The organism is Pelagibacterium sediminicola, from assembly GCF_003390885.1.
Classification (GTDB): Bacteria; Pseudomonadota; Alphaproteobacteria; order Rhizobiales; family Devosiaceae; genus Pelagibacterium; species Pelagibacterium sediminicola.
Genome location: NZ_QMEL01000012.1, coordinates 1 through 12897, shown reverse-complemented (window position 1 = coordinate 12897; position 12897 = coordinate 1). Strand labels below are relative to the sequence as shown.

Genomic DNA, 12897 nt, shown 5'->3' with positions numbered 1-12897 from the left:
GACATTTAAGGTCTCCTTCAGGTGGTGGCTGGCCTGTCATCGAAGTTGCTAGCCTTCTGTTTGATGGTCGAAAAGTCGAACAGCTTTGTGTTCGTGAACGACAAGGCAACACACAGAATGGCGCTTACGGCGTAAGCCAGCAGCGAGGCGCTCAGAATTGGATAGGTGTGTAGAAAGCCAAGGCCGAACGGCAGCACGGCAATTGCGACGACGATGCCGACAGTGCGGCCAATGATTGCCCCGAAAAACCCGAACGCCATCAGGCCCGCAATCACACCGACGCCGACCGACGCCAGCAGATCGCTCACCAGCGCGGTCCACCCTTGCAGTTCGATAAATTCAAAGCGGACAGGGAAAAAGATCGCAAGGGCTGCGAGGACTGACACCGTAAAGGCCATGTTCGTGACCTTGTTCCAGTAGAAGCTGGCAATCACCGGGAAGACGAGCGCGCCCCAGATGGCCCCAACGAGGACCAGCAGTTCGAGGATGTCGAACTGGTTGCTGGCAAAAAACATCGCAAGTCCAGTCGCGGCAACCATGGTGAGCCGACCAATTAGGAGCATCAGCCGCGGGTTTGCATCCCCATCGGCGACATTTCGCCCGTAGATGTCGGTCATGACGATGGAGGACAGGGCGGAAAGATCGGAATCCGCGGTTGAGGCCAACGAGCCGATGATCATCAGAAAGAAGATGCAAAGCAGCCCGATGCTGAGGTAGCTCGACGCCAATTGCGGGACGAGATTGTTAGCGTCCCCTCCCACTGGTTCGATGCCCAGATAGAGGGCCAGAACCCCAAGCATCCCGACGCCGATCACAGTAGCGCCATAGCCCACTGTCGCAGTGATAAAGGTAGGTTTGATCATGTCCTGGCGAACCGCGAACAGGCGCTGGGCGATCGTCTGGTTGCCGATTGCATAGGCCAGAACCGCCGCGATGTACGGTGCGCCCTGGTTGAAGAACGCGTCCGACGAAAAGAAACTTTGCTGCTGGGGGGTCAGGTTGACCGCGCCGGTCTCGAAGATGGCCGGTCCGCCTGCCAGGAAAAATACCGCAGGAACGATGATCATGACCGCACCGAGCATGGCACAAACCTGAACAAAGTCAGTGAGTATCGAAGCGCGAAGTCCGGACCACAGGGTATAGAGCAGAATGCCCGTCGCAATGATCGCGATGCCGGTCGAAAAGGACAGCGGCGACAGCATGGCGATCAGCGCGCCCCCTGCGATAAAGTTTGAGGTCAGACTCAGTACGCTTCCGAGCACGTTTGAACCGGCCAGGATGAGTTGGCTTGATCGTCCGTGGCGGGCATGGAGGATTTCAGCAAGAGAGTGCGCCTCGGGGGCGAGGGACCGGATGCGCTTCCCGAACGGATAGATGAACAGGATCATGAGCGCGCCCCATAGCCCATAATGTATCGGGCCGGAAACGCCATAGGTGTAGCCCGACGTCGCCGAGGCGTAGAGCGAAGAAGCCCAAATCCAGGTGGCAGTCATGGAGGCGGCCGAGACGCCGAACCCGACGCGGTTGCCGGCGGTCATATAGTTGTCGGCGTTCTCGCGCTTTTTACCGATCGAGAGCGAGATGATGAACGTCACCCCGAAGAAAAGCAAAAGAAGGAAAAGGGTGAGCGGAGTTCCTAGTTGCTGAAGATGCATGTGCCTATTCATATTCAATGCCGCGCAGTGGGACACAAGATGACAAGGCCGGCGTCCAAGCTATGCTGCCAGCTGTCCAGACTATGCGGTCGTTATTACGGCAATAAATGCCGATATAGGGCGCGCCGATTATCGAATCTGATTTAGAGCGAAGCACGGCATGCGCTGCGGGAAGCTGTGAAAGCTGCGCGCTCCTTATAGGCCATTTAGATATTTATTCAACCAGCGGCCATTAATGCTGTGTGTTTCGACCCCGCACAGAGCGTGGGGCGCGGCTGGCGTTATCGCCGATCCTCAACGATTCCAAGCCTCAGAGGGAGCCGCATCCGACACGCGAAAGTTCACCCAAAGTCGTTTCGGCACTCTCTACAGTATTACATACTACGTGAAAGCAGATAAAAGCGAGAGCCCATCGTTAACCATGCGGCTACAAAATAAAATCCACATATTGAACTTGCAGATCACTTAGGCTATTTGATTGCCATGTCGCTTAATTGTGGGCGATAGGCCTCCCCTTGAATGGGGGCGGCCGTTGCGGGTGTTACGAGCACCCACACCGGCCTGGCCACAGCAAGCTTGAAAGGTGCAAGCATACTATGGTTGATTCTATTTTTAACTGCGCGCAGTCGCAGCACAAGTCCTTCGCCGAATCTTTTTCCCTCGGCACCTCCTCTACCCACCCCGCGATCATTAATGGCGTCGTTCAGCACGAGCGTGTCTCTGCTGCCATCCAGATCGCAATTCTCGAAATTGTCGACGAGACGGGCAGCGCAACGATCGGCGATCTCGTCCGCGCCATCCCGTACCACATCGACGTTCCGGGTGCTGTCCTCGCCCTAGCTGGCGCCGGCCTTCTGACTCTGGATCTCAATGGCGGTATTCTTGATACTCATTCAATCGTGCGCCGGAACGCGTTTCCTGCCCCTCGTGGATCGGATTCCACGAATGGCGCACCCAGTGGACCTCTCTCCCCCGCCCCCACGGGGAGTGGCAGCAATGCGGGTGATCGTAAGATCTTCAGCCTGCCGGTGCCGGCCTTCCACCCCGCGATCCTGGTTGCTGCGGCAAGCGAAAGGCGGATGCTGGCAAAAAACCCGGAATTGCAAAAACCTGGGGTCTATATTTTGTTCAACCGTGACGAATTTTACGTCGGCTACGGCGGCAATACAGGCGCCCGGGTTGGGCAGGGCAACCAGCCGATTGAAAATGTAACCTCGATTGTCGCGATCACCGACAGAAACAATCAGCTCGAACCGCGCGATGCCAAAGCGCTCGAGCGCATCCTGTGGTCGCGCGTCGCACTTTCGGGGCTGACCTCAACAAACAGCGAAGCGCCTGAAGGTCCTGCGGTCGACCCGCAGCGCTATTCTGAACTTGAAGCGCTCGCCGGTCAGGTCTGTCTCGCGCTTTGGCACAATGACATGCTGTTTGACCAAATCAGCCCGCGGCTGGCGCTTGCCGGGCCGCAGACCGAGCCCGGCACCAGAGCGCCCAAGCGCGCTTTCAACGAAGTTCCGGACGGTGACGTTCTCGAACTCCAGTTTTGCGGTATGACCGCATTGGCAGCAAGGCAAGCTGATGATCGCTGGGTTCTATTGCGGGGATCGGATGTCAGGCTCGAGACAGCGCCAAGCGCCGACCCTTCGGTCCTGTTCAAGCGCGCAGCATTCCTTCACTCCGGGCATCTCGGTCTGGCACCAGATGGCAAGAGCTATATCGCTTTGAAAGACATTCTCTTCTCAAGTGGCACCGCGATAGCGCAGTTCTGTTCGGGTTCCAAAGGCCGGCGTTTGTCGTCTTGGACGCCCGTCGAAGGCGAGCACGATCCGGATATGTCGGCACTGATCGCCGCTTAGCGCCACGACTTCTCTTATTCCCATTCATCTCGCGCTCCGAACCGGCTTTGTCGGTTCGGGCCAAGAGGAGCATTGTCTCATGTCGAAGTTTTTTGATCTTTATAGCGGTGATCTGGATGACGACCCGCAAGCCGAAAACGAGGCGCAAAAAAGCGCCGCGCGCATTCTCGCCGAGGTTGCGTTGCAGCAAGCACTCGATGCACCAGCGCGCAAAACGCTGAAGACGCACCCCGGTCTGTTCATTTTTGCTGTTCCCACCGAACCGTGGATTTCGCCGATCGCAAAAGAGCTGAAGTCGATGGACCGGGCGCCGCTCATTGTTGAAGCGAGCGAGCAGAGGAAGTCGGGTGGCAAATATGAACGCGTGGGGCTCGATGCGCTCGATATTATCCAACAAGGGCGGAGCGTACTGTTTGTCAGTCAGAATCCTGATGACTTTTTGAGAGAAGAAGTGCTTGCAAGCGCTGATATTTTTGTCCGCATCCCGGCGCTTACCGCTGAATTGTTGCGCGCGGTGATTGGTCAGCTCACGCGGGGCGTTGCTCGTGGCGTCACACAAGAGCATGCCAATCTTGATCTCAATATCGTCCTTGCTTGCCTGCGTCCCGGCACGAGCTCGCGGCAGTGCGTTGATAATCTCAAGCGTGCCGTCGCACGGCTCGAAAATCCGAAAGCTGGCACCGTGCCCACGCTCGACACGCTGCCGCTGACACAAGACGTCCGAGCATGGACAGACAACATGCTAGCCGACCTTGCTGCTGTTCAGGCGGGCGCGCTGTCGCCTGATCGTCTTGCCCACGGCATTCTCGAGGGTCCTCCAGGGACCGGCAAGACGTTGATCGCCAATAGCCTTGCAGTCACCTCGGGCTGGAATTTTGTCGAAAGCTCTGTAGGTTCGTGGTTCACCAGCGGCGACGGTTACCTCGGAGGTGTCGTCAAGAATCTGAAGCGGTTTTTTGACGACGTGCTCGCGGCTGCTCCGGCAATCGGGTTCCTTGACGAGATCGACGCAATCCCCGATCGCGCAGCGCTTGATGATCGCGCACGGGAGTGGTGGACACCCGTTATTACGATGTTTCTGACGCAAATCGACCAGATCAGGAAGTCAGATCGCAAGGTATTGCTGCTTGGAGCAACCAATTACTACACGCGGCTTGATAGCGCCTTGGTGCGGCCGGGTCGCTTGGAGCAGAGGCTCAGCGTCTTTCCGCCGGAAAGCGAGGCCGATGCGCTCTCGCTGCTCGACTATTTTGCGGGCAGCATGATCCCGCGCGACGAGTTGTCCCGCATTGCCAGGCTGGGGATTGGCGCAACACCGGCGACGATTGAGGGGTCATGGAAAGAGGCGCAGCGTCTTGCCAGAACCCAAGACCGTGAACCGCTCCTGCATGATCTTATCGATGCACTGACACCAGCGGAAACGCGGTCAGAGAGCGATCTGCGCGCCATCGCTATTCACGAGATCGGCCACGCCGTCGTTGCGCTTCGCCTTGGTCACAAGCTCGAACGTGTCACGATCTTGCCGGAGGGGAGGAGCGGGGGACAAACCCTAACGCACCTGCCCACAATTATTCCCAATCGGGCGGTCATCGAGGAAATCGTGATGATCGGGCTTGGGGGACGGGCTGCCGACACTATCATCGGCAGCGGCCCCCACGCGGGTGCACAGAATGATCTCGCACGCGCAACGGAATTGTTGCTCGACGCCCGTCTGGCGCAGGGTCTGGGAGAAGCACTCGTTTCCCATGCTGCAGTATCCTCGCGGATCCATCCAACTTTGCTCAACGAGATCGACCGGGAACTGCGGTCATTGCTCGAAAAGGCTATCGCCATCGTCGAGTCGGACCAAGCTATCGTGCTCAGCCTCACAGAGAAACTGCTGAAAGATCGGATCCTCACGGGTGATGAGATCGCAGCGGAATTGGGCTTGAAGCCGGCTGAAAAAGACACGGCAAGGAGTACACCCTCTTCTGACCCCAAACCCCTTGCCGGCGAGGACGACAAGCAGCCGGAAGGCAGCGATGCCGGTCGAGGGGCCAGAGCACCGCATCGGGGAGGCAAGCATGGCCAGCTTTGAGAGCCTTTTTCAAAAGATGGAAGGCGCTTATGCGCCCTCAACAATCTCTGGCTACCGCACTGATTTCTATGATTTTGCTAAATGGGCAAGGCGCAGGCGTTTGCGGGCGCTCCCCGCACAGCCGGAAACAGTCGCAGCTTATATCGACGACGTAATCGAACGGTGTTCACCAGCCACCGTCAAACACCGGCTTGTCGCGATCGCGAAGCTTCATCGCCTGGCTGGCGAAGAATCGCCGACCACGGATGAAGTTGTTGCCCTCGCGATGCGCCGCGCCCGGCGCAAAAAGCCAGCCCGGCCGAATCAGGCGCTCGGCATCACCGCGGAGCGTCGTGATCAATTGATGGCGGTCTGCAGTGATGACCTCGCTGGCCTGCGCGACAAGGTTCTGCTTGCGGTGGGATTCGACAGCTTGTGCCGCCGGTCCGAGTTGGTGGCATTGCGGGTGGAAGACTTCACGCTTGAAGCGAACGGCACCTACACAGTCCTCGTTCGCCGCGCCAAAAATGACCAATTCGGAGAGGGCCGCATCGCTCGACTTTCACTTGCCACCAGCCGACTGGTCGATGAATGGATTGATGCGGCAAGCCTCGAACGCGGCCCCCTGCTCCGCCCCGTTTATAAAGGAAAAATCCGCACGCGGTACCTACATCCCGCGTTCGTGGGCGCGACGTTAAAACGCCTGAGCAAGCTCGCCGGCTATTCAGAACCCGAAATGCAATCGGTGAGCGGTCACTCCCTGCGCGTTGGGGCTGCCCAGACATTAACGGTGATGGGCTATGGCCTCCTTCCGATCATGGCCGCAGGCGGTTGGAGGTCGAGTAACGTCGTGGCTCGCTACGTCGAAAAAGTTGAAATGAACGTATGGGAACGGTAATCGACCGTCCGAATTTACTTGGTCGCGTCAGCCACGCCTGTTCTGCCGGTCGGTAACTTGAAAGACAGTGGCGATGAGCAACCTCGTTATCGGGCGCCAGATCCCAGCAATACCGTCTTTATCGTCCTGACGAGGATTTGAAGGTCCAGATCTAATGAAAGGTGCTTTATATAGTATAGGTCGTATGAGAGTTTCACGCGAGCTTCGCTCGGGTTACTTGTGTAACCGCTGTTAACCTGAGCCCAACCGGTAATCCCCGGCAGCAGAAGCATGCGATAGTCCCACTGGGGAATTTCCCGACGATACCATCTTACGAGATCTAAAGCCTCGGGTCGCGGTCCGATGAGGCTCATATCTCCGATCAATACATTAAAGAGCTGTGGCAACTCGTCGATACGCGTACGACGAAGCACACCGCATCCAGGAATTACCCTCTTGTCGTCCGCGCTTGTTGCACCCCCGCTCTTACCCGAATACATGGTCCGGAACTTGTATAGTCGGAAGGGTCGACCTCCAAAACCACGTCTGTGCTGAACGAACAAGACCGGTCCACCATCACGAAGAAAAATATAGGCGCCCGTGAGCGCAGCAAGGGGGATGGAGAGAGGAAGAGTTACTACGACAAAAGCGAGGTCCAGAATGCGTTTGAAGCGAGCATAAATAAGCTGGCTGGGGCTATAGGAGAGGTGGGAGAGGTCGAAGGTGGCGATGTCGACACGACCCAATCGGATTTCCACAAATCGAGCCCATGGCATGATATCCACGCCGGAGAGGTAGCTGCGGGTCAACATCCCGGACCATTGAGTCGTATGGTGATGGCGCGGCTCGATCAGGATTGCGTCGAACTCCCCAACGTCCGCATCGGGACTATCAATGAGCGCAACGCCGGTGCCGAGCAACTCCAAAACGGTGGCAGCATTTTTGAATCTGATGAGGCCGACCCGTGCGTTAATCGAGCGGTGAAAACGAACATTTGCAAAGGCCATGATGGCCATCGCAATCGGTGCCGCTGCGGCCAGCGCCGTATAGCTAAGTGGAATTCTTATTGCAGACAAAAAACTTACGGCAAAACTGAAATATACGGATACAACAGCAACAGCAGCAAGGATGGGCGCCTCGTGGCGACGGAATGCACTAAGCGTAAAGGCGGATAGCACCGGCACAATGCCGAGGACAATAGCTGCAATCACACCCGAACCCATCGGGATTTGGCCGGCCCGCGTATAGATTAAGATATAGACGAGGGTTTGGATGACAATGGTGAGCAAAACGGGGAGGAGGAAGGTGGCGGCGTCTCGGAGATAGCGCATGCGCCGGGTTCTGGCACCCAGCGTAGCAAGGTGTGTCAGGTCGTTTAATAACGGGTTCTTTTTCGACTTACCTTGCACAAAGCCGGTCCTAGGTTGGTCAGCCATTACTAGTCTTCCTATCACCCGCCTCACCCTGCCGAGAGGGGTGTCCCATGGTTGAAGAAAAGTCAACGCTTAGCCTCGGAATGCGATCACGACCCTCTTCACAGCCCCATTGCGCGCTGGTCATGGCGGCCTTGAGGATGAGTTCGCAGGAATGGCCATAGAGAAACAGCGCCGCGTTGCCGATCCGGTAGTCGGCATGGTGTATATAAACGATTTCACTGTAGCACTGGAAGGTTGATCACATAGCCTTCCCGGCGCAACTGCACATGCAGGCGCCGATACCTCACGCAGCCTGCGTCGAAGATATCGATATGCGCAGCCCGGACGGCATCGATGCAGCTGGACGCCCGTAAAAACCTTCGCTTGATTGCTGCGATCATGATTCAGTGCTGTTGCCTAATCATGGAGTGCTCTCATGGACCCGCATTCGCTTTTCAGCCTGAACGACCATCTCGAAGCCGTCAGCCAGCATCCGCTCGAGGTTTTGGAGCGCACGGTGGATTTCGAGTATTTTCGGCCCTGGTGGTCGAAGGGTTGAGCTATGGCGATGGCAGCAAGGACGGGCGTCCGTCCTTCGATCCGGTGGCCATGTTCAAGATTCTGATCCTGCAGGCCCAACACAATCTGTCTGATGCCCACACCGAGTTCATGATCCGAGATCGGCTCAGCTGGATGCGGTTCCTGGGCTTTTCTCTGGGCGACCGCACACCTGATGAGAACACCATTCGTCATTTCCGCAACCGGATGACCGAGACTGGCACGCTCAAGCGGGTGATGAAGGCCTTTGACTGGCAACTGCACAGGAAGGGCTACATCCCCATGTCGGGGCAGATTGTCGATGCCTCGTTGGTGCCAGCGCCCAAGCAGCGCAATACCGATAGTGAGCGGGACGCCATCAAGTCGGGCAAGACAGCGCAGGCGCAAACCTCCAACCGTTTGCGATGGTGAATCACGACAAACTCAAGCCAGAAACCCCTCGTGAGTCAGATTCCACAGGTTTTGGTATGAGCCCCACCTTCCCAAGAACCAGCCTGGAGCCCGACGGGTTGATGACCGGCGGGTGATTTCGGGGATCATTCACATGCTCAAATGCGGCGGGCGCTGGGCTGATTGCCCTGGCGAGTATGGTCCTTCGACCACCATCTACAATCGTTGGAACCGTTGGAGCCGCCGCGGTATATGGGCACGCATTCTTGCGGCTCTGACCGAACAGGGCTGGATTACCGAAACCGCCCAGATCGACAGCAGCTATATCAAGGCCCATCGTTGTGCAGGTGGGGGAAAAGGGGGGCGCGAGCCAATGCCATTGGCATCTCGCGTGGTGGCCGGACCACCAAGGTCCATGCGCTTGTCGACGTTATCGGCAGACCACTCTGCCTCGTCCTGACACCCGGCAATGCCTCGGACATGAAGGGAGCAGATCTGCTCATCGCCCACACAACGGGTATGAAGAGGATTATCGCGGACCGGGGCTATGATGCGAACCGTCTTCGCTCCACTCTTCGAAGTCAAAACACCATCCCGGTGATCCCCGGCCGCAAGAACCGCAAGCGCAAAATCCGATACGATGAGAAGCGCTACAAGGACCGCTGGCGCGTCGAGGCAATGTTCTGCCGCCTCAAGGATTTCCGCCGCGTCGCCACACGGTACGACAAGCTCGCTCGGAATTATCTATCTGCCGTCATGCTCGCTGCAGCGTAAGCCTCCGCTGAGGGCCGCGGTTATTTCGCTTTCGGCTTGGGTTTCCATCGCCGGGCGTAGCGCTTGAGTTCATCTTCGATGGCTTCCACATCGACCAGACGTGGATCGAAGCCGTCCTTGAGATACCATTCACGCATTTCGGCATGTTCTTCATGGCTGGGGTCGTTGATCGCTTCGAGGAAGCGTTCGTAGCCGGGCGGCCCGCCGATGTCCTCAGGCGGGGTCCGCCCCTCGGCCAGGATCAACTGGGGATACAGCGCGCCGGGCTCGGGCTCGGAGATAAAGTTGATCCGAATGGTGTGTTCCCAACCATCGCCGAAGTCATAGAGATAGGTGATCGCGCGAGCATTTGTTTCCTGAAGGACTTTAAGCAGAGTCTCCTTGGAGGCGTCGCGAAGATCAGTGCCAAAGTCATGATCGGGAACGCCCCACCCGATATCCTGATAGCGGAATTCGTAAAGGTGGCTGTCGGTCCAGCCGAAGGCAATCTGCAAGACAATGTGGAGCCGATCCATACGCAGGTTGAGCGGTACGATCAGTTTGCGCCTGACCTGCGGCTCGACATCCTCGAGGATGACAGTGATGGTGGCGACGAAGTGCGATGCTGAGCTCATGCAACGAGCTTAACGGCATCCTTGTTGGCGTTCCAGTTCCAAGGAAGCAGTTCCCCCAGCCTGTTCTGCGGCATGTCGGCAATGCGGGCGAGCACGTCGGCGAGCCAGGCCTGGGGATCGATATCGTTGAGCTTGGCCGAGACGATGAGGGTGTACATGAACGCGGCCCGGCGGGCACCGCGGTCCGAACCGGCGAACAGCCACGCTTTTCTGCCAAGGGCAATTCCGCGCAGCGCACGCTCGGCTGCGTTGTTCGAGAGGCAGATGCGACCATCCTCAAGGAATGCGGCAAACCCGACCCAGCGCGCGAGCATGTAGTTCATGGCCTTGGCCACAGGAGCGTGACGCGAGAGCTTTTCGCGCTCGGTGATCATGTAAGTGTGCAGCTCATCAACCAGAGGCGCGCACAATCGTTGACGTTCGGCAAGGCGCTGATCGGGCGGCAGGCTATGAAGGTCGCGCTCGATGGCAAAGATTTCATCGATACGGCGCACCGCCTCGAGCGCAACCGGGGAGATGGCGCCGCCCTTACCCTGTTTCTTTCGCACCCTATCGATATCGGCAAGCTCGAACAAGGGTCGTCGTCCGTGCGCCCAGCAAAAGGCGGGGAGAATGGGTTCGCTGCGACGCTCGGGATCGAACAGGCCGTTGTAACCGGCAAAAGCGTCGACCTGCAGAATGCCGGCATAGTCGGCCAGATGAGCCCGTGGATGCTCGCCCCTGCGGTCGGGAGAGGCAAAGAACAGAGCTGCCGGACCATCGGTGCCGCCAAAGGGCCGATCGTCGCGTACGTAAGTCCACACCCGACCTGTTCGGGTCTGTCCCTTGGCCAGGATCGGCACGGTGGTGTCGTCCCCGTGCAGTCGATCGGCGGCCATCACGTGACCGGCGATCAGATCATGGAGGGGCTTGAGCGCCACCGTTGCGGCGCCAACCTGGTCGGCCAGCGTCGAGAGACTAATGGGCACGCCCTCGCGGGCGAACCGTTCCGATTGGCGATTGAGCGGCTGATGCTGACCGAACTTCTCGAACAGGATCGTTGCCAGAAGGTTGGGTCCGGCAAAGCCGCGCGGCGTGGGATGGAAAGGCGCCGGTGGTTGGCTGATCTTCTCACAATCCCGGCAGGTGAACTTCTCCCGCACCGTCTGGACCACCTTCCACTGACGCGGGATCACTTCGAGCGTTTCGGTCACATCCTCGCCCAGCTTGACCAGGTGATCGGATCCGCAGCATTCACAGGCTTGCGGCGCGGGCACCACGACGCGCTCGCGCGGCAGGTGGTCGGGAAAGGCACGCCGTTGTGCCCGCTTGCGGGTAAAGGCTCTGACCGGTGCAGCCTTGGCTGCGGCCATTTCGGCGGCAAACTCGTCTTCGGTGGCCGCCGCTTCAAGATCCTCGAGTTCGAACTCGAGCTGGTCGAGCAGCTTGGCCTTCCTCTCGGAGCGCTGTCCATAAAGACTACGCTTGAGCTTTTCGATTTCGAGCTTGAGGCGGGCGATCTCGGTGTCGCCATCGGTCTTTTCTGCAACAACCCGCGCCGCTTCGGCTTCCGCCAGATCGGCACGCTGTTCGGCTGCGGCAAGTGCAGCGCGAAGGGCAGCAATCTCGGCGTTTCCGGCAGGCTCGACCATGCCATGACCTTACCAGAATCTGATCCTCGCCACGAGCCGATATGCCCCGTTTTGCACCAGATGAGTCACCGTGTCGCGGTGCAAAATGGTCATCCCGCCGAGAGTGGCCGCCAGGTCTTTTGCGGCATTCGCCAGTCGATCCCCTCAAGCAGATATCCGAGCTGGGCGGACGAGATCGTCACAACGCCATCGGCGGGCGAGGGCCACAGGAAGCGCCCGCGCTCGAGCCGCTTTGTAAAAACGCATGCCCCCTGGCCATCGTGCCAGATGATGCGAACCAGATTGCCCTTGCGCCCCCGGAACACGAACAAATGCCCACAATGGGGATCACGCTTGAGCACCTCCTGGACCACCAGGGCCAAAGAGTTGAACCCCTTTCGCATGTCTGTGTGGCCGGCCGCCAGCCATACACGGGTCCCGCTTGGAACCGGGATCATCGGTCCACCACATCGAGCAGGCGTCCCAGCGCAATCGGGGCAATATCGGAGCGTACAATCATCCGGCGATCGTTGCGCAGCACGATTTCGACCGGACTGGCTGACCAGTTCTCGGGCGGCTCGGGTGGAACTCCGCCCTTGTCGGCATGGGCCCCAACCTCATCAACTCGCACTGGGTAGAACGAAGGCGCCTCGCCGCCCAGCCGGCCTTCGCGATATGCCCTGCGCCAGGCAAAAAGTAATGGCACCGCAATTCCATGACGTCGTGCAGTCACCGAACCCATGCGCGGCGCCGACAAGCTTTCTTCAACGATCCGGAGCTTCTCCGCATCACTGAAACGACGGCGCCGACCAGTGTCTACGATCTCGAGCCGTTCGACACGGCTTCTATCTGTAAGGATATCCATACCGACAGTTTGCTACCAGATCGGCGGCTCAAACCAAGGCGGCTCTCAACGGAGGCTTACGCTGCAGCCGTCGCATACTGGCTATGATTGAGTCTCAACCCTAGTCACCCGAATCTGAAGTTCGGTTCATTGTTTTCTGGCAGAAGCGTTTGACGGAGGCGAGGATTTCGTCTGCGGATTTGACCCATTTATAGGGTTTGGGGTTCTCGTTGTGGGCATCGATGAAT

General features: G+C 58.3%; 10 protein-coding genes and 2 pseudogenes. 5 read left to right on the top strand and 7 right to left on the bottom strand.

Annotated elements, in window-relative coordinates; genetic code table 11:
- Positions 1-17 precede the first annotated feature (17 nt).
- Positions 18-1655, bottom strand: coding sequence for a sodium:solute symporter family transporter (locus DQG18_RS14580; RefSeq protein WP_116654984.1), 1638 nt, complete (start codon positions 1653-1655; stop codon positions 18-20).
- 596 nt (positions 1656-2251) lie between these two features.
- On the opposite strand from DQG18_RS14580, the gene DQG18_RS14575 reads away from it, so the two are divergent.
- The 3 genes from DQG18_RS14575 to DQG18_RS14565 all read left to right on the top strand — a co-directional run bounded on the left by DQG18_RS14575 (position 2252) and on the right by DQG18_RS14565 (position 6465).
- A complete protein-coding gene (locus tag DQG18_RS14575; RefSeq protein WP_116654983.1) occupies positions 2252-3511 on the top strand; it encodes a GIY-YIG nuclease family protein in 1260 nt (419 codons plus the stop codon).
- Between the two features lie 79 nt (positions 3512-3590).
- Positions 3591-5588 (top strand): AAA family ATPase, encoded by a 1998-nt coding sequence (locus DQG18_RS14570; protein WP_116654982.1) that lies wholly within the window; start codon positions 3591-3593, stop codon positions 5586-5588.
- Positions 5575-6465 (top strand): tyrosine-type recombinase/integrase, encoded by an 891-nt coding sequence (locus DQG18_RS14565; RefSeq protein WP_198669788.1) that lies wholly within the window; start codon positions 5575-5577, stop codon positions 6463-6465. Before DQG18_RS14570 ends, DQG18_RS14565 begins: the two co-directional genes overlap by 14 nt.
- 86 nt (positions 6466-6551) lie before the next feature.
- On the opposite strand, the gene DQG18_RS14560 is transcribed toward DQG18_RS14565, so the two are convergent.
- Positions 6552-7880 (bottom strand): sugar transferase, encoded by a 1329-nt coding sequence (locus DQG18_RS14560; RefSeq protein ID WP_116654980.1) that lies wholly within the window; start codon positions 7878-7880, stop codon positions 6552-6554.
- Positions 7881-8213: 333 nt separating this feature from the next.
- Between DQG18_RS14560 and DQG18_RS14555 the strand changes: the two genes are divergently transcribed.
- Positions 8214-8828, top strand: coding sequence for a transposase (locus DQG18_RS14555; protein ID WP_198669787.1), 615 nt, complete (start codon positions 8214-8216; stop codon positions 8826-8828).
- Positions 8829-8886: 58 nt separating this feature from the next.
- Positions 8887-9581 (top strand): annotated as a pseudogene (locus DQG18_RS14550) (IS5 family transposase); the annotation flags it as partial.
- A 20-nt stretch (positions 9582-9601) separates the two neighbouring features.
- Here DQG18_RS14550 and DQG18_RS14545 read toward each other — a convergent pair.
- The 5 genes and pseudogenes from DQG18_RS14545 to DQG18_RS16695 form a co-directional block, all read right to left on the bottom strand.
- Positions 9602-10195, bottom strand: a complete 594-nt coding sequence (locus DQG18_RS14545) for a plasmid pRiA4b ORF-3 family protein (RefSeq protein WP_116654979.1) — start codon at positions 10193-10195, stop codon at positions 9602-9604.
- Positions 10192-11826: an IS66 family transposase gene (tnpC, locus tag DQG18_RS14540; RefSeq protein WP_116654978.1), complete on the bottom strand. Its 1635-nt coding sequence runs from the start codon at positions 11824-11826 to the stop codon at positions 10192-10194. The genes DQG18_RS14545 and tnpC overlap by 4 nt, the downstream gene beginning before the upstream one ends.
- Before the next feature lie 89 nt (positions 11827-11915).
- Positions 11916-12263: an IS66 family insertion sequence element accessory protein TnpB gene (tnpB, locus tag DQG18_RS14535; RefSeq protein WP_116654977.1), complete on the bottom strand. Its 348-nt coding sequence runs from the start codon at positions 12261-12263 to the stop codon at positions 11916-11918.
- A complete protein-coding gene (gene tnpA, locus DQG18_RS14530) occupies positions 12260-12670 on the bottom strand; it encodes an IS66-like element accessory protein TnpA (protein WP_116654976.1) in 411 nt (136 codons plus the stop codon). The genes tnpB and tnpA overlap by 4 nt, the downstream gene beginning before the upstream one ends.
- Before the next feature lie 100 nt (positions 12671-12770).
- Positions 12771-12897, bottom strand: a pseudogene (locus tag DQG18_RS16695) (IS630 family transposase); the annotation flags it as partial.

Bases quoted from the DNA above. Each gene is read 5' to 3' on its own strand.
- DQG18_RS14580 (WP_116654984.1), bottom strand. From the start codon at position 1,655: ATGCATCTTCAGCAACTAGGAACTCCGCTCACCCTTTTCCTTCTTTTG.
- DQG18_RS14575 (WP_116654983.1), top strand. From the start codon at position 2,252: ATGGTTGATTCTATTTTTAACTGCGCGCAGTCGCAGCACAAGTCCTTC.
- DQG18_RS14570 (WP_116654982.1), top strand. From the start codon at position 3,591: ATGTCGAAGTTTTTTGATCTTTATAGCGGTGATCTGGATGACGACCCG.
- DQG18_RS14565 (WP_198669788.1), top strand. From the start codon at position 5,575: ATGGCCAGCTTTGAGAGCCTTTTTCAAAAGATGGAAGGCGCTTATGCG.
- DQG18_RS14560 (WP_116654980.1), bottom strand. From the start codon at position 7,880: ATGGCTGACCAACCTAGGACCGGCTTTGTGCAAGGTAAGTCGAAAAAG.
- DQG18_RS14555 (WP_198669787.1), top strand. From the start codon at position 8,214: ATGCAGCTGGACGCCCGTAAAAACCTTCGCTTGATTGCTGCGATCATG.
- DQG18_RS14545 (WP_116654979.1), bottom strand. From the start codon at position 10,195: ATGAGCTCAGCATCGCACTTCGTCGCCACCATCACTGTCATCCTCGAG.
- tnpC (WP_116654978.1), bottom strand. From the start codon at position 11,826: ATGGTCGAGCCTGCCGGAAACGCCGAGATTGCTGCCCTTCGCGCTGCA.
- tnpB (WP_116654977.1), bottom strand. From the start codon at position 12,263: ATGATCCCGGTTCCAAGCGGGACCCGTGTATGGCTGGCGGCCGGCCAC.
- tnpA (WP_116654976.1), bottom strand. From the start codon at position 12,670: ATGGATATCCTTACAGATAGAAGCCGTGTCGAACGGCTCGAGATCGTA.